Raw genomic sequence first — 15,099 nt, forward strand, 5'->3', positions numbered from 1 at the left:
TGCCCTATCAGAGCGAGTTGACACGATTGGAGGGGATCTGCTGATAGGTGTCTGGATCAACCCCGGTTAGTCTCAGAACATGACCGCTTCCGCCGCCTCGCTCGATTCCATCCGTACGGAGGTGGACCTCGCACTCCGGGAGTTCCTCGACCGGCAGCGACCACACTTCGGTGACCCCCATCTGGCCGTCCTGCTGTCCGCCGCGGAAGACTTCCTTGCTGGTGGCAAGAGGCTGCGGCCCGCCTTCTGCTACTGGGGCTGGCGCGCCGCCGGAGGAGGCGACGACCCGGGGCTGCGCTTCGCCGCCGCCTCGCTGGAGCTCCTCCAGGCCAGCGCGCTCATCCACGACGACGTCATGGACGCCAGCGACGTGCGCCGGGGCATGCCGTCGGCGCACCGCCGGTTCGAACGCATGCACACCGAGGCGGGCTGGCACGGGTCGGCGCCGCAGTTCGGCGAGGGCACGGCCGTGCTGCTGGGCAACCTGCTGCTGGTGTGGTCCGGGGAGATGTGGCGCACCAGCGGCCTCGCCCCCGAGGCGATCGCCGCCGCCCAGCCGATGCACGACTACATGCTCACCGAGCTCATGTGCGGGCAGTATCTCGACCTGCTCGAACAGGCGCAGGGGGAGAGCACGTTCGACAGCGCGCTGCGGGTGGCGCTCTACAAGAGCGGCAAATACTCGGTCGAGCAGCCGCTCCGGCTCGGGCTCGTCCTCGCCGCCCGGGCCCGCCACGCCTGGATCGACCGGCTCTGCGTGCAGTACGGCCAGCAGGTGGGCATCGCCTTCCAGCTCCGCGACGACATCCTCGGCGTGTTCGGCGACCCGGCGGAGACCGGCAAGCCCGCCGGTGACGACCTTCGCGAGGGCAAACGGACCGTCCTGATCGCGCGTGCGCTCGCCTCGGCCACCCCCGCTCAGACGGAGGTCGTACGGTCCCTGCTCGGCGACCCGGAGCTGGACGCCGAAGGGATCGGGCGGTTGCGTACGGTGATCGAGGAGACCGGCGCGCTGACGGCGTGCGAGGACATGATCAAGCGCTACCTCGACGACGCGCTGCACGCCCTCGACCAGGCGCCGATCGAGGACGACGCCCGCGCCGCACTGGCCGCCCTGGCCGTGGCGGCCACGACCCGCCGCACCTGACCCGACGACGGACATTCCTCACCTGGCGGCGGGCGTCCCGCCCCGCCTGACGCGGACGTTCCGCCGCGGGTGACGGGCGGGCGCCCCACCGTGCCTGAATGTGCGCGTTCCGCTCAGAGCGGGACGGCGGACAGCCGTGCCTTGAGCGCGGCGGCGGCGGCGCCCGGATCGTCGGCCTCGGTGATGGCACGGACGACCACGGCGCGGCGCACGCCGTGCGCCATCACCTCGTCGAGGTTGCCCAGGTCGATGCCGCCGATGCCGAACCACGGGCGGTCGGCGCCCAGGCTCGCGGCATGCTGAAGCAGCGCGGGGCCGGGCGCCGGACGGCCGGGCTTGGTGGGCGTGGGCCAGATCGGCCCGCAGCAGAAGTAGTCCACGCCCGGCTCCACGGCGGCGGCCGACGCCTCGGCCGCCGAGTGCGTCGACCTGCCGATGAGCACGTCAGGACCGAGGATCTCCCGCGCCACCGGGACCGGGAGGTCGTCCTGGCCGAGGTGCAGGATGTCGGGCCGCGCGGCGTAGGCCACATCCGCCCGGTCGTTCACCGCCAGCAGGGCACCATGCCTGTCGCAGGCCGCGCGGAAGACCTCGAGCAGCTCCAGCTCCTCGCGCGCCTCCAGGCCCTTCTCCCTGAGCTGCACGATGTCCACCCCGCCGGACAGGACCGCGTCGAGGAACTTCTCCAGATCGCCGCGGTCCCTTCTGCCGTCAGTGCAGAGGTAGAGCCTGGCCTGCGCGAGCCGCTGTCGCCGGATGTCGTCCACCCGACCACAATGCCATGCGGCGGCGGGGTCAGAAGCCGAGGGCCTGGGCCCTGCGCTTGACCTCCGTGTGCCGGCCCTTCACGATCGCGTCGATCGGGGCCCCGGGCAGCGAGTCGTCCGGGGTGAACAGCCACCGGATCGACTCCACCTCGTCGTACCCGGCGTCGGACAGGACGGTGAGCGTGCCGGGCAGGCCCTTGAGCACCTCACCGTCCGCGATGAACACCGCCGGGATCTGCGGCTCGCCGCCGCCCCGGCGGACGCCGACGAGCTTCTTGTCCTTGAGGAGTTGCTTGGCGCGGCCGACGCTGAGCCCCAGCTTCTTGGCGGCCTCCGAGAGGGGGAGCCACTCCCCTACGAGCTGGTCGGTCTCCCGGTCGATCTGCGCAACAGTAAGCGTCACGGAACCACCATTACCACAGGCGGGCCGCCACGAAACACCTCGATTAAGCCATAATGCAGTCGCGTAGCGGCCGGGCCGAATCCCCCACCCGCAGGGGGTCGAGCCGCCGGCCGCTCTCGATGATCTTCCGGCCCTGCACCACGTCGCGGGGGCGGTCGACGGTGAGCACCGCGGCGAGCCGGTCGTCGGCCTTCAGCCAGCACACCGCCCACTTCGGGTCCCTGCGCGGGTCGCCGCGCAGCACCATGCGGTCACCGGCCTCCCGGTGACCGGCGAACTGCACCATGTGGCCGAACTGCTCCGACCAGAAGTACGGCACCGGGTCGTAGACCGCCTCCTCGCCCAGCAGGGTGGCGGCGGCCACGTCGGGGGCCTGGAGCGCGGTGTCCCAGTGCTCGACGCGCAGCCGGGTGCGGAACCTGCGCGACCACCAGCTCGCGCAGTCGCCCACCGCGACCACGTTGGGCAGCGACGTGCGCAGGTGCTCGTCGACCACCACCCCGTCGTCGACCCGGACCGCCGACCCCTTCAGCCAGTCGACGGCCGGGCGCACACCGACGCCGGTGACGACCACGTCGGCCGGCACCCGGGCGCCGGACATGAGCGTGAGGCCGTCGGGGTCCACGCTGCCGACCAGCGCCCCGAGGCGCAGCTCGACGCCCGCCCGCGCGTACCAGCCGGTGGTGTGGCTGCCCACCTCGGGCCCGAGGGCCACGGCGAGCGGGCTCTCCCCCGCCTCCACGACGGTCACGGCGCACCCGGCCCTGGCCGCCGCGGTGGCGACCTCGGCGCCGATCCAGCCGGCCCCGACGACGGCCACGCGGGCGCCGGGGACCAGCCGCTCGCGCAGCGCGAGCGCGTCCTCGATCGTGCGCAGCACGTGCTGGCGGCCCTCGCCGCGCAGGCGGATCGGGGCGGCGCCGGTGGCGATCACCAGGCCGTCGTACTCCAGCTCTCCCTCGGTCGTCTCCAGCACGCCCTCGCGCAGGCCCTTGGCCGCCGTGCCGAGGCACAGCCGTACGTCGAGGGCGTCGAGATCGGAGTCGACCACGGTGGAGTCGGTCTCTCCGAGCAGCACCGCCTTCGACAGCGGCGGCCGGTCATAGGGGCGATGGTTTTCCTCGCCGATGAGCGTGATGCGTCCGGTGAACCCACGGAACCTCAACGCCTCGATGCTTCGCACGCCGGCCAGGCCGGCACCCACCACCACGACGTGATCCACAGCTCGACCATAGATTGCCGACAGGGGCCCTGGCCAACGGGGCCCCCATAACGAGTTGGGTAATTGACGCGCACTCGAACAGGCCCGGGTTGTGAGGCCCCGGGTGCTCTCACCACCCGGGCTCATCGGTCCCGCGATCGGCCGTTTCGGGCGGCGTACTACCCTTGGGGACGTAAGACGCGCGGGAGCCCGGCGGACCGGGCTGAGAGGAGAGCACGAGGCTCTCGACCGCCCCGACCTGATCCGGGTAATGCCGGCGAAGGGAGCGCTGTGTCCCGCACACCGCCACCCGGCGTTCAGTCCGGCTACGACGTCGTGATCGTGGGCGGCGGGGTGGAAGGCCTGGCCGCGGCCTGGCGCACCGTCCGGCGCGGCCTGTCGGTCGCGGTGGCCGACCCCTCCCCCGGAGGCGGCGCCACCCACGCGTCCGCGGGGATGCTCGCGCCGGTCAGCGAGGTGACCTACACGGAGGAGCCGCTGCTGCGGCTCGGTCTCGCGTCACTGGCGGCCTGGCCGGCGTTCCGGGCGGAGCTTGAGGACGAGACCGGCGCCGACCTCGACTACCGGACCGAGGGCACCCTGGAGGTCGCCCGCGGCGCGGACGACATGGCCGTCCTCGACGACCTCGCCGCCTTCGAGCGGACGCTCGGCCTGCGGGTAGAGCGGCTCACCGGGCGCGAGTGCCGCTCCTTCGAGCCGATGCTCTCTCCCTCCGTACGCGGTGGGCTGCTGGCCCGCGACGACGCCTGGGTCAACCCCCGCAGGGTCGTACGCGCCCTGCTCACGGCGTTCGAGAAGGCGGGCGGCACGCTGGTGACCGAGCGAGTCGCCGCGATCGACGCCCCGGAGGCGGGGGGTCCGTCCGTACGGCTGGAGTCCGGCGGGACCGTCGCGGCCGGGCAGGTCGTCGTGGCGGCCGGGTCGTGGTCGGCGTCCCTGCTGCCCGGCCTGCCGGTGCGCCCGGTCAAGGGCGAGATCCTCCGGCTGCGCGGGCCCCGGGGCTTCCTCACCCGGTGCGTCAGGGGGCTGGTGCACGGCTCCCCCGCCTACCTCGTCCCCCGGGGCGACGGCGAGATCACGCTGGGCGCGACCACCCAGGAGATGGGGTACGACGCGCGGGTCACCGCCGGAGGCGTCTACGAGCTGCTGCGCGACGCCCGCGAGCTGGTGCCCGGCATCACCGAGCTCGAACTCGCCGAGACGACGACCGGCTTCCGCCCGGGCACACCCGACAACCTGCCGCTCATCGGTCCCGCCGGGCCGCCCGGCGTGCTGGCGGCGACCGGGCACGGGCGCAACGGGGTGCTGCTGTCCCCGGTCACGGCCGACGCCGTCGCCGCGTTCCTCACCGGCGACGAGGTGCCCCCGGTCGCCCGGTTCTGCGATCCAGGGAGATTCAGCCAATGAAAGTCACGATCAACGGAGGCGCGGCCGAGCTGCCGGACGGCGCCACGGTCGGCGACGCCGTACGGACCCTCACGGCCCTCACGTCGGGGGTCGCGGTGGCGCTGAACGGCGAGGTCGTCAGCCGGAGCGCCTGGGACTCCACCCAGGTCGCCGACGGCGACGGCGTCGAAGTGCTCACGGCCGTGCAGGGAGGGTGAACATGACCGACGACGTCCTCGTGCTGGGCGGGGAGAAGTTCACCTCGCGGCTCATCATGGGCACCGGCGGCGCGCCGTCGCTCGAGGTGCTCGACCAGGCGCTCGAGGCGTCCGGCACCGAGCTGACGACCGTCGCGATGCGCAGGCTCGACCCGCAGTCGCGTGGCTCGGTGCTCGACCTGCTGCGCGCCCGCGGCATCAAGGTGCTGCCGAACACGGCGGGCTGCTTCACCGCCGGGGAGGCGGTGCTGACCGCCCGGCTGGCCCGCGAGGCGCTGGAGACCAACTGGGTGAAGCTGGAGGTCATCGCGGACGAGCGGACCCTGCTGCCCGACCCGATCGAGACCTTCGACGCCGCCGAGCGGCTGGTCGCCGACGGCTTCGTGGTGCTGCCGTACATCGGCGACGACCCGGCACTGGCCCGCAGGCTCCAGGACGCCGGGTGCGCGGCCGGGATGCCGCTCGGCGCCCCGATCGGCTCCGGGCTGGGCATCCGCAACCCGCACAGCATCGAGCTGATCGTCGAGGCGGCCACGGTGCCGGTGATCCTCGACGCCGGCATCGGCACGGCCAGCGACGCCGCGCTCGCGATGGAGCTGGGCTGCGACGCCGTCCTGCTGGCCAGCGCCGTGACCCGGGCGCACCGGCCGGACCTGATGGCGGCGGCCATGCGGCAGGCGGTCACGGCCGGGCGGACGGCCCGCCTCGCCGGGCGCATCCCGCGCCGCCGCTACGCCGAGGCGTCCTCGCCCGCCCGCGCGTCCTGAGATCCGCCGCACAGTCCGGCACCGTGGTCCGGCGCCGTGGTCCGGCACCACGGTCCAACTGTGCGGACCGACCCTGCGGTCGGGCACCACAGTCCGCCATCACAGTCCGGCTCTGGGGTCCGGCTCTGCGGTCCGGCACCACGGTCCGGCACCGCAGCCCGGCTCTGCGGTCCGGCACCGCCGTGGCCTCTGTCCTCCTCTCGCCCGCCTGCCCCGGAACGCCGGCGCGGGCGAGGCGGGAGGCGGCCGATTCCGCGTCTGGTAAGGCCGGTTTTCGGAATCGGTATGGCTTTTCGGACGGCGCGCGAGGCTGCCGAATAGGTCTCGGTTTGGGATTCGGGAACACGCCCGGCGGCAAATCACCCGTAAACTCTGGCGAGTGGACACGACGCTAACCGACCCGCTCGTGGGGCAGTTGCTCGACGGGCGCTACCGCGTCGAGTCCCGGATCGCCCGGGGTGGCATGGCCTCCGTATACCTGGCTCTGGACGTCCGGCTCGACCGCACGGTCGCCGTCAAGGTGATGCACCGCTCGCTGGCCGAGGACCCGCAGTTCGTGCGGCGTTTCATCGGCGAGGCCAAGTCGGTGGCCAGCCTCTCGCACCCCAACATCGTGCAGGTCTTCGACCAGGGCACCGACGGGGCGCACGTCTACCTGTCCATGGAGTACGTCCCCGGCCGTACGCTGCGCGACGTGCTGCGCCGGCGCGGCCACCTCCCGGCCCGCGAGGCCCTGGAGATGGTCATCCCGGTGCTCGCCGCGCTCGGCGCGGCCCACCAGGCCGGGCTCATCCACCGCGACGTCAAGCCCGAGAACGTGCTGCTCGCCGACGACGGCCGGGTGAAGGTCGTGGACTTCGGCCTGGCCCGCGCGATCGAGGCGACCAACCAGACCAAGACCGGCATGATGATCGGCACGATCGGCTACATGTCGCCCGAGCAGGTCACGACCGGCAACGCCGACGCCCGCAGCGACGTGTACGCCGCCGGGATCATGCTGTTCGAGCTGCTCACCGGGCGGCAGCCGTACTCGGGTGAGACGCCGATGTCGGTCGCCTACCGGCACGTGCACGAGACCGTGCCCGCGCCGTCGTCGATCGTGCCCGACGTGCCGCCGGTGATCGACGCGCTCGTCGCCGCGGCCACCGACAAGGACCCCGCCGCGCGCCCGGCGGACGCGACCGCGATGCTCGTCGCCGCCGTCGAGGTCCACCGTACGCTGCCGAAGACCGGGCACACCGACGCGCACGCCGCCCGCCACGGGGCCCCGGACACCGGCGCCCACAGCGGCGTGCGGACGGGCGCCCACCGGACCATGCCGCCGGCCGGCGGGGCCTCGTCGTTCGGCACGGAGTCGCACGGCACCGGGTCGCACGGCACCGGGTCGCACGGCACCGGGTCGCACGGCACCGGGTCTCCTGGCACGGGGCCGCACGGCAGCGGATCGTTCGGCAGCGGGTCGTTCGGCATGGGGGCGCACGTGCTCGCCGAGCCCGAGTCGCCGCTCGGCCACACGATGATCCAGCCGCGCTCGGAACTGCTGACCGACCGGGCCGAGACGGGACGGCGCAGGGGACGCGGCGGGATCAGGCCCGTCTGGTTCGTCGCCGCGCTGGCCCTCGTCATGCTGGCGGGCGTCGCGTTCACCGGCTGGTGGTTCTCCCAGGGCCGCTACACGAAGGTCCCCGACCTGGTGAACAAGCCCGTCACCGTCGCGAGGCAGATGGCGCAGCAGGCCGGCTTCGAGGTGCGGATCGGCCAGGCGCGGTTCGACGACAAGGTGCCGAAGGACATCGTTCTCGACACCGAGCCGGGGCTGGGAGCCGAGGTGGTCAAGGGCTCGGTGCTCACCCTGATCCCGTCGGCCGGCCCGGAGCTGATCGCCGTGCCGCTGGTCGAGAAGTACAGCCTGGCGGACGCCCGGGCGAAGATCGCCGATGCCGGGCTCACCCCCGGGCGGGTGAGCAAGAGCGCGAGCGACACCGTCCCCCGCGACCAGGTGATCCGCACCAACCCGCCGGTGGGCAAGCGCGTCAAGAAGGGCAGCACGGTCAACTTCGTCGTCAGCGCCGGGCTGCTGATGCCGGACGTCACGCAGATGATGCGCGACCAGGCGGAGAAGTTCCTGCGCGAGAAGGGCTTCAACGTCCAGGTCGACGAGACCACCGACGACGCCCCGCCGGGCACGGTGATCGCCCAGGACCCGGCCGGCGGCGCCGAGGTGGTGGCCGGGGCGACCGTCCACCTGACCGCCTCACGCGGCCCGGACCAGGGCTTCCACTGGCCGTGGGAGGCCAACCCCGCCGATCCCGACCAGACCCCGCCCGTCGTCGTCGCCGTCCCCAACGTGATGTTCAAGTCCGTCAAGGACGCGGCCAACGAGCTGAAGGCGGCCGGTTTCAAGGTCAACGTCCGCAGGGTGATGGGCACCGACCGCGTGGTCGGCGAGAATCCGCTCGGCCAGCAGCCGCCGGGCACCACCATCACCATCTGGCACTGATCCGCGCCTCCCCGCGCCTCGTCATCGTCCCCGGCGTCCCTCCGGGGGCGTGCGCGACGCGCTCGGCCATGCGGCCGGCTCACGCATGAAGAGCCCCGCCGGTTCCGGAGAACGACGGGGAGTAATGACCCCGGCGGGACGTCGTACTCGAGTCCCCGTGTGCGTAGGGCTCAGGGGATGAGGGTGCCGAGGAGGCGGAGGCGGGCGAGGCCGCCGTCGGGGTAGATGTCGAGCCGGGCGTGGGTCATCCGGCGGTCGTCGTCCAGGCGGAAGCGGTGGCGGGTGTCGGGCTGCAGGCGCGTTCTGGGCAGCAGCGTGAACCAGGCGTCCTCGTCCTCCAGCGGCGCACGGTCCGCGTCCGCGCCCTTCAGCGACGCCCAGCCGGGGGCGTTGAACACCAGGTTGGTCGTGTCGAGCTCGGCGACGGCCACCCGGCCGGGCCCGGCCAGGGCCACGACGAGCCAGTCGTTGCCGTCGTCGCGGCGGCGGGCGGTCTCCCAGCCCTCGGCCTGGTTGCGGGCCAGGCCGGGCGCGATGACGTTGTTCGGCGAGGAGTAGAACTCATTGGAGCACGCCGTCACCAGGCCGCCGTTCTCCAGCGCGGCGAGGTCGATGGTGAGGCCTTCCAGGAACGTGTGGTCGGGCACGACCCGCCCGTGGACCCGCAGCCGCGCGACGCCGCCGTCGGGGAAGATGTTCAGCCGCACGTGGGTGAAGCGGCGGGGATCGGGCACGGCGAACTCGTGGACCGCGTCGCCCTTCAGCGGGCTCTTCGGCACGATCTCCACCCAGCCGTCCAGCTCCTCCGGCGCGGGGTGGCCCTCGGCCGCGCACGCCTCGACCGACGCGTACGGCGGGTAGTTGCCGCGGAACCACGCGGTGTCCACGACGACGCCGTGAATGACCCCGGGCATGCCGAGCCGCACGATCGCCCAGTCGTGGCCGGGCTCGCGCCGCCGCCGGGTCTCCCAGCCGTCGTAGACCTGTCCCTTGGCCCCGAACGTGTGCGGCCGGAACTCGGCCGGTCCCGGCCGGATCAGGGCCTCCCGTTCGGCGAACGACTCGTCGTTGGCGGCCACGACCGACCCGCCGTACGTACGGAGGGCGAGATCGGGCAGGCGGGTGAAGCCGGTCATCGGGCTCCTCTCGTCAGCAGCCGGCCACGCGGGGTGGCGAAGTCGACGGGCGTGCCGCGTAGCCAGGTGGTGCGCACCACGCCCGCCAGCCGCGCGCCGTGATAGGGAGACACCGGGTTGCGGTGGTGCAGCTCCGCGACGTCCACGGTGAACTCGGCGTCGGGGTCGAAGGCGACGAGGTCGGCGTCGTCGCCCTCCCGGATCGCCCCCTTGCCGGGCAGGCCAGCCAGGCGTGCCGGTCCCTCGGCCATCCAGCGCGCGACGTCCGCCAGGCCGTGGCCGCGGGCACGCGCGGCGGTCCACACGACGGGCAGGCCGACCTGGAGCGAGGAGATCCCGCCCCAGGCGGCGGCGAAGTCGGGCACCTTGAGGTCGGGCGTCGACGGGGAGTGGTCGGAGACGATCCCCATGAGCACACCGTCGGCGAGCGCCCGCCACAGCGCGTCGCGGTTGGCGGCCTCCCGGATGGGCGGGCAGCACTTGTAGGCGGGCCCGGTGACCTGCTCGGCCGCCAGGGTCAGATAGTGGGGGCAGGTCTCGGCCGTGACGCGCACCCCTGCCGTCCGGGCGGCGCGCAGCGGTTCGACGCAGGCGGCGGCCGACACGTGCACGATGTGCGCCCGCGCGCCCGTCTCCGCCGCAAGCTCGATCACCTGCTCGACGGCCCTGCGTTCGGCCTCCTGCGGGCGCGACCCGAGGAAGTCGCCGTACGCGGGGCCGCCGGGCTCGGACAGCAGGGCGGGGTCCTCGGCGTGGGCGATCAGCAGGCCGTCGAACGCGGCCACCTCGGCCAGCGCGGCCCGCAGCCCGTCGCGGTCGAGCGCGGGGAACTCGTCCACGCCGGACGGCGACAGGAAGCACTTGACCCCGGCCACGCCGGCCTCGTGCAGGGGCCGCAGGTCGGCGAGGTTGCCGGGGATCGCGCCGCCCCAGAAGGCGACGTCCACGTGACACCGGCCCTCGGCGGCCTTCCGCTTGACGTCGAGTGCCGCCACGTCCACGGTCGGCGGCAGCGAGTTGAGCGGCATGTCCACGATCGTGGTCACGCCCCCGGCCGCCGCCGCCCTGGTGGCGGTCGCGAAGCCCTCCCAGTGGGTGCGGCCCGGCTCGTTGACGTGCACGTGGGAGTCGACCAGCCCGGGCAGCAGCGGCAGGTCGCCGAGGTCGGCCGACTCCTCGGCCGCCGGTGGCTCGTCGTAGGGGCGCAGGGCCGCGATCACGCCGCCGCGCACGGCGACGGCCAGCGGACGCTCCCCCTCCGGGGTCACGGTCCGCCGGGACCGCACCACCAGGTCGTACGCCCCCTCCGCCGCCGCGACCCCGCTATCCGCCGCCGGCCCGGGCCGGTCACCGCCGCGATCACGCACGAGACTCGCCGCTCCCCTCACGATCACCTACTCGTTCACGAGATGTACGGCGGCGATCCGCGCCGCCAGCCGCTCCAGCAGCGGCCTGGCCTCGGCCATGCACCGCCGCACGTCGGGCTCGACGTCGGTCAGCGCGTACGCCGCCTCGATGCCGGCCGCCCTCAGCTCGTCGTCGCCGGCGGTGCGCCGCCCGCAGACGGCCACGACCGGCACGCCGTGCTTGGCCGCGGCGGCGGCGACGCCCACCGGGGCCTTGCCGCGCAGGGTCTGCTCGTCGATCGAGCCCTCACCCGTGATCACCAGCCGGGCGCCCTCCACGTGGCGGTCGAAGTCCACGAGGTCGAGCAGATAGCCGATGCCGGGCCGGATCTCCGCGCCGAGGAACGTCAGCGCGCCGAAGCCCCCCCCTCCCGCGGCGCCCGCCCCCGGCCGCCCGGCCACGCCCATCGCCCGCACCACGCCGTCGTGCTCGGCCGCGCCCGCCAGGCCGTGGGTGTGCGCGGCGACGGCCGCCAGCCGGGCCAGCCCGGCCTCCAGCACGGCCACGTCCTGCGGGCTCGCGCCCTTCTGCGGGCCGTACACCGCCGCCGCGCCGTACGGCCCGAGCAGCGGGTTGTCCACGTCGCTCGCCACGATCACCTCGAAGCCCCGCAGGAGGCCGGAGGCGTCGATGGTGTGCAGGTCGCGCAGCGCGGCCCCGCCCGCGGGCAGGTCGTTGCCGGCCGCGTCGAGCAGCCGCGCGCCGAGGGCCTGGGCCATGCCCGCGCCGCCGTCGGTGCAGGCGCTGCCGCCCAGGCCGAGCACGATCCGCGTCGCGCCGTGCCGTACGGCGTGGGCGATCAGCTCGCCGGTGCCGCGGCTGGTGGCGGTGAGCGGCACCGGCTCGCCCGGCAGCCGGCGCAGGCCCGACGCCTCGGCCAGCTCGATCACCGCGACCCGTGCGCCGGGCTCGTCGCGTACGGCGTAGCTCGCCGTGACCGGATCGCCGGCCGGCCCGGTCACCCGCGTCTCGATCCGGGTGAACCCGCTCGCCACGACCGCGTCCACGGTGCCGTCGCCTCCGTCGGCCACCGGCAGCTCGACGACGGGGACGTCCCCCGCTCCCGCGAGACGCAGCCCGGCGGCCACGTGCGCGGCTACCTCGGGTGAGGTGAGCGACCCGCGGAACTTGTCCGGTGCGATGACGACGTGTCCTGTCATGGTGTGGCTCACCTGTGGCCCTTCGATCGTGTCTGGGAACGCCTCAGACATGATCCATCGTGGTGAGCCTGCGGTGGGCGTCGGCCCCGGCCCGCGCGGCCTCCTCCCCTGGCACGGTGCGCAGCTCGCCGTCGTCCACGACGGTCCGGCCGCCGACGAGCAGCCGGGCGAGCGGCGGGGTCGTGCCGAACGCGAACGCGACGACGGGATCGTCGATCGCCGCGTGGAAGCCGCCGAGCCGCCACAGCGCGACGTCGGCGAGCTTGCCGGGCTCCAGCGAGCCGATCTCTGTCTCCCTGCCGAGGCAGCGGGCGCCGCCGAGCGTGGCCATCTCCAGGGCCTGCCGGGCGGTCAGCGCGCGCGGGCCGTAGCGGGCCCGCTGCGTGAGCACGGCCATGCGGATCTCCCCGGCCAGCGGCGTCATCTCGCTGGACGCCGCGCCGTCGACGCCGAGCCCGACCGGCGCGCCCGCGGCCAGCAGGTCGGACACCCGGGCGATGCCCGCGCCGAGGCGTCCGTTGGACGACGGGCAGTGGGCCGTGCCGGTGCCGGTCTCGCCGAAGCGCCGCACGTCCTTGTCGGTCAGATGGACGCAGTGGGCCAGCCACACGTCGGGGCCCAGCCAGCCGAGCCGGTCGAGGTATTCGACGGGCAGCACGCCGAACTGCTCCCTGCAGTGCTCGTCCTCGTCGGCCGTCTCCGCCACGTGCGTGTGCAGCCGTATGCCGTGGGAGCGGGCCAGCTCGGCCGAGCGGGTCATGAGCTCGCCGCTGACCGAGAACGGCGAGCAGGGGGCGACCGCGACGCGCAGCATCGACCCGAACGACGGATCATGATATTTCCGGATGGCGTCGTCGGTGGCCTGGAGAATCTCGTCGATGTCCTCCACGACCTCGTCCGGCGGCAGGCCACCCTGAGAGGCGCCCCGGTCCATCGATCCCCGGCAGGGGTGGAAGCGCAGCCCGACCCGCCGCGCGGCCTCGATCTCCGCCTCGAAGAGGTCTCCCCTGCCCTTGGGGAAGACGTAGTGGTGGTCGGTGGAGGTGGTGCAGCCCGACAGGGCAAGCCAGGCCAGCCCGGCCGTCGCTGCGCCGACCACCACCTCGGCGTCCATCCGGGCCCACAGCCGATAGCTGGCGACCAGCCACTCGAACAGCGTGCCGTCCGGGGTCACTCCCTGGGACGCCCACTGGTAGAGGTGGTGATGGGTGTTGACCAGGCCGGGCGTGGCGAGGCAGCCGGAGCCGTCGACGCGTTCGGCCCCCTCCGGCACTGCCGGGGCGGGTCCTGGGCCGACCGCGGTGATCAGGCCGTCCTCCACGACGACGTGACCGGACGGGATCTCCGCCCCGGCGACGGGGACGACGTAGGCGTTCTCGATGACCACCGGGCGCTGACGCTCAGCCAATGGGACCCCCGTACACAGACGATTCGGGCGCCGCCCCTCGCGGATCACGGCCCGTACGCGGCAGCACCGCCGCCTGGTGATCGCGGCGGGGCATCCGTGACGCTCGGAGTGCGGACATGGCGCACCGCGGATAACACCCCGTACGCGGCAACGCCACCGGGTGATCGCGGCCTTTACGCGGCACCGCCGTCGGGCGGTCGCGGCGGGTCATGCGCGGGAGCCGCTTTCCGCGCGGCGGGCGGCGGCCAGGCGGACCGCGTCGAGGATCTTCTCGTACCCGGTGCAGCGGCACAGGTTGCCGGCCAGGGCCTCCCGGATGTCGGCGTCCGGCGGCGCCCCTTCGGTGCCCGCGAGCAGCGCGTGGGCCTGGACGATGAGACCGGGGGTGCAGAAGCCGCACTGCACGGCCCCCGCGTCCACGAACGCGCGCTGCACCTCGTCGAGCCCGCCGCCCAGCTCACCGTCGGACCCCTCACCGGGGGCCGCCAGGCCCTCGACCGTCACCACCTCGCGTCCCTCCGCCTGGCCCGCGGCGACGAGGCAGGCGCAGACCGAGGTGCCGTCGAGATAGACCGTGCAGGCGCCGCATTCGCCCTGTTCGCAGGCGTTCTTGGCGCCCGGCAGGCCGAGCCGTTCGCGCAGGACGTAGAGCAGGCTCTCGCCCTCCCACACGTCGTCGGCCGTCATCGGGCGGCCGTTCACGGTCACGTCGACCCTCATCACGCGCTCCCCCTGAAGTCGTCCCATGCCCAGCCGAGCGCGCGGCGCGCCATCACGGCCAGCGCGTGCGTACGGTAGGCGGCGCGGCCCCGCACGTCGTCGATGGGCGCGGCGGACGCGGCCACGAGCTCGCCGAAGCGGCGCGCGACGACCGGATCGAGCGGGCCCTGGCCGTCCCAGTCCAGTCTCTCCGACGCGAAGTCCCCGGCCTGCGGGGCGTGGCGCGGGGTCGGCGCGGCCGAGCCGATGCCGGTGCCCCCCCGCCGCTCGCCCGGGTCGAGCGCGACCGCGAACGAGCACACCGCGATCACCATGGCGTTCCTCGTGCCGATCTTCGAGAAATACTGCGGGCCGGTGGCGGCCGGGACGCGTACGGCGCGGATCAGCTCGTCGGGGGCGAGCGCGTTGCGCTTCACCCCGGTGTAGAACTCCCCGATCGGGATCAGCCGGGTGCCGCGCACCGACTCGGCCTCCACGACCGCGCCGCCCGCCAGCAGCGGCGGATGGCTGTCGCCGGCGGGCGAGGCCGCGCCGAGGTTGCCCGCGACCGTGCCCCGGTTGCGGATCTGCGGCGACCCGACCGTGCGGGACGCCTGGGCCAGGCCGGGCAGCTCGGTCCCGAGCTCGGCGATCAGGCGGGAGTAGGTCACGCCCGCGCCCACGCGGATCTCGCCGCCCTCCCGCGACCAGTCCCGCAGCTCGGGGATCGCGGTGAGGTCGAGCAGGGCGGCCGGGCGGCCCTTGTCGAGGTTGATCTCCACCATGACGTCGGTGCCGCCCTGGATCGGCGTGGCCTCGGGCCGCTCGGCCTTCAGCGCGAGGGCGTCCGGCCAGGTCGTCGGTCGCAGGAAGTCCATC

14 protein-coding genes and 1 riboswitch are annotated in these 15,099 nt (G+C 74.0%); of the genes, 5 read left to right on the forward strand and 9 right to left on the reverse strand.

Annotated elements, in window-relative coordinates; translation table 11 throughout:
• Positions 1–79: 79 nt before the first annotated feature.
• Complete coding sequence (locus FLV34_RS01930; RefSeq protein WP_147942215.1) at positions 80–1,147, forward strand: polyprenyl synthetase family protein; 1,068 nt, start codon at positions 80–82, stop codon at positions 1,145–1,147.
• A gap of 113 nt (positions 1,148–1,260) precedes the next feature.
• Here FLV34_RS01930 and thiE read toward each other — a convergent pair whose 3' ends face one another.
• Genes thiE through FLV34_RS01945 form a run of 3 tightly spaced genes read right to left on the reverse strand, consistent with a single transcriptional unit; the run spans position 1,261 to position 3,539 of the window.
• A complete protein-coding gene (gene thiE, locus FLV34_RS01935) occupies positions 1,261–1,905 on the reverse strand; it encodes a thiamine phosphate synthase (RefSeq protein WP_142645215.1) in 645 nt (214 codons plus the stop codon).
• A 37-nt stretch (positions 1,906–1,942) separates the two neighbouring features.
• Positions 1,943–2,317, reverse strand: coding sequence for an Rv2175c family DNA-binding protein (locus FLV34_RS01940; RefSeq protein WP_142644950.1), 375 nt, complete (start codon positions 2,315–2,317; stop codon positions 1,943–1,945).
• Between the two features lie 43 nt (positions 2,318–2,360).
• A complete protein-coding gene (locus FLV34_RS01945) occupies positions 2,361–3,539 on the reverse strand; it encodes an NAD(P)/FAD-dependent oxidoreductase (protein ID WP_168065541.1) in 1,179 nt (392 codons plus the stop codon).
• 171 nt (positions 3,540–3,710) lie between these two features.
• Positions 3,711–3,821: riboswitch (TPP riboswitch) on the forward strand.
• Here FLV34_RS01945 and thiO point away from each other — a divergent pair.
• The 4 genes from thiO to FLV34_RS01965 all read left to right on the forward strand — a co-directional run bounded on the left by thiO (position 3,810) and on the right by FLV34_RS01965 (position 8,410).
• The gene (gene thiO / locus FLV34_RS01950) at positions 3,810–4,946 is read left to right on the forward strand and encodes a glycine oxidase ThiO (RefSeq protein ID WP_142644948.1); all 1,137 of its coding nucleotides are present in this window, start codon (positions 3,810–3,812) and stop codon (positions 4,944–4,946) included. (Overlaps the previous riboswitch by 12 nt.)
• Positions 4,943–5,143 carry a sulfur carrier protein ThiS gene (gene thiS / locus FLV34_RS01955; protein WP_079320013.1) on the forward strand — a complete coding sequence of 67 codons (201 nt, stop codon included), beginning with the start codon at positions 4,943–4,945 and terminating at the stop codon, positions 5,141–5,143. The genes thiO and thiS overlap by 4 nt, the downstream gene beginning before the upstream one ends.
• Before the next feature lie 2 nt (positions 5,144–5,145).
• Positions 5,146–5,910 (forward strand): thiazole synthase, encoded by a 765-nt coding sequence (locus FLV34_RS01960; protein WP_147942216.1) that lies wholly within the window; start codon positions 5,146–5,148, stop codon positions 5,908–5,910.
• Positions 5,911–6,289: 379 nt separating this feature from the next.
• A complete protein-coding gene (locus FLV34_RS01965) occupies positions 6,290–8,410 on the forward strand; it encodes a PASTA domain-containing protein (RefSeq protein WP_261985615.1) in 2,121 nt (706 codons plus the stop codon).
• Positions 8,411–8,580: 170 nt separating this feature from the next.
• On the opposite strand, the gene alc is transcribed toward FLV34_RS01965, so the two are convergent.
• The 6 genes from alc to FLV34_RS01995 form a co-directional block, all read right to left on the reverse strand.
• Complete coding sequence (gene alc / locus FLV34_RS01970; RefSeq protein WP_147942217.1) at positions 8,581–9,546, reverse strand: allantoicase; 966 nt, start codon at positions 9,544–9,546, stop codon at positions 8,581–8,583.
• The gene (gene allB, locus FLV34_RS01975) at positions 9,543–10,838 is read right to left on the reverse strand and encodes an allantoinase AllB (RefSeq protein WP_261985640.1); all 1,296 of its coding nucleotides are present in this window, start codon (positions 10,836–10,838) and stop codon (positions 9,543–9,545) included. The genes alc and allB overlap by 4 nt, the downstream gene beginning before the upstream one ends.
• Before the next feature lie 102 nt (positions 10,839–10,940).
• Positions 10,941–12,113: a glycerate kinase gene (locus FLV34_RS01980; protein ID WP_222709386.1), complete on the reverse strand. Its 1,173-nt coding sequence runs from the start codon at positions 12,111–12,113 to the stop codon at positions 10,941–10,943.
• A gap of 43 nt (positions 12,114–12,156) precedes the next feature.
• Positions 12,157–13,521, reverse strand: a complete 1,365-nt coding sequence (locus tag FLV34_RS01985) for an 8-oxoguanine deaminase (RefSeq protein WP_261985616.1) — start codon at positions 13,519–13,521, stop codon at positions 12,157–12,159.
• Between the two features lie 207 nt (positions 13,522–13,728).
• A complete protein-coding gene (locus FLV34_RS01990; RefSeq protein ID WP_147942220.1) occupies positions 13,729–14,241 on the reverse strand; it encodes a (2Fe-2S)-binding protein in 513 nt (170 codons plus the stop codon).
• Positions 14,241–15,098, reverse strand: a complete 858-nt coding sequence (locus FLV34_RS01995) for a xanthine dehydrogenase family protein subunit M (RefSeq protein ID WP_147942221.1) — start codon at positions 15,096–15,098, stop codon at positions 14,241–14,243. The genes FLV34_RS01990 and FLV34_RS01995 overlap by 1 nt, the downstream gene beginning before the upstream one ends.
• Position 15,099 lies beyond the last annotated feature (1 nt).

Source organism: Microbispora sp. CSR-4, from assembly GCF_008033685.1.
Classification (GTDB): Bacteria; Actinomycetota; Actinomycetes; order Streptosporangiales; family Streptosporangiaceae; genus Microbispora.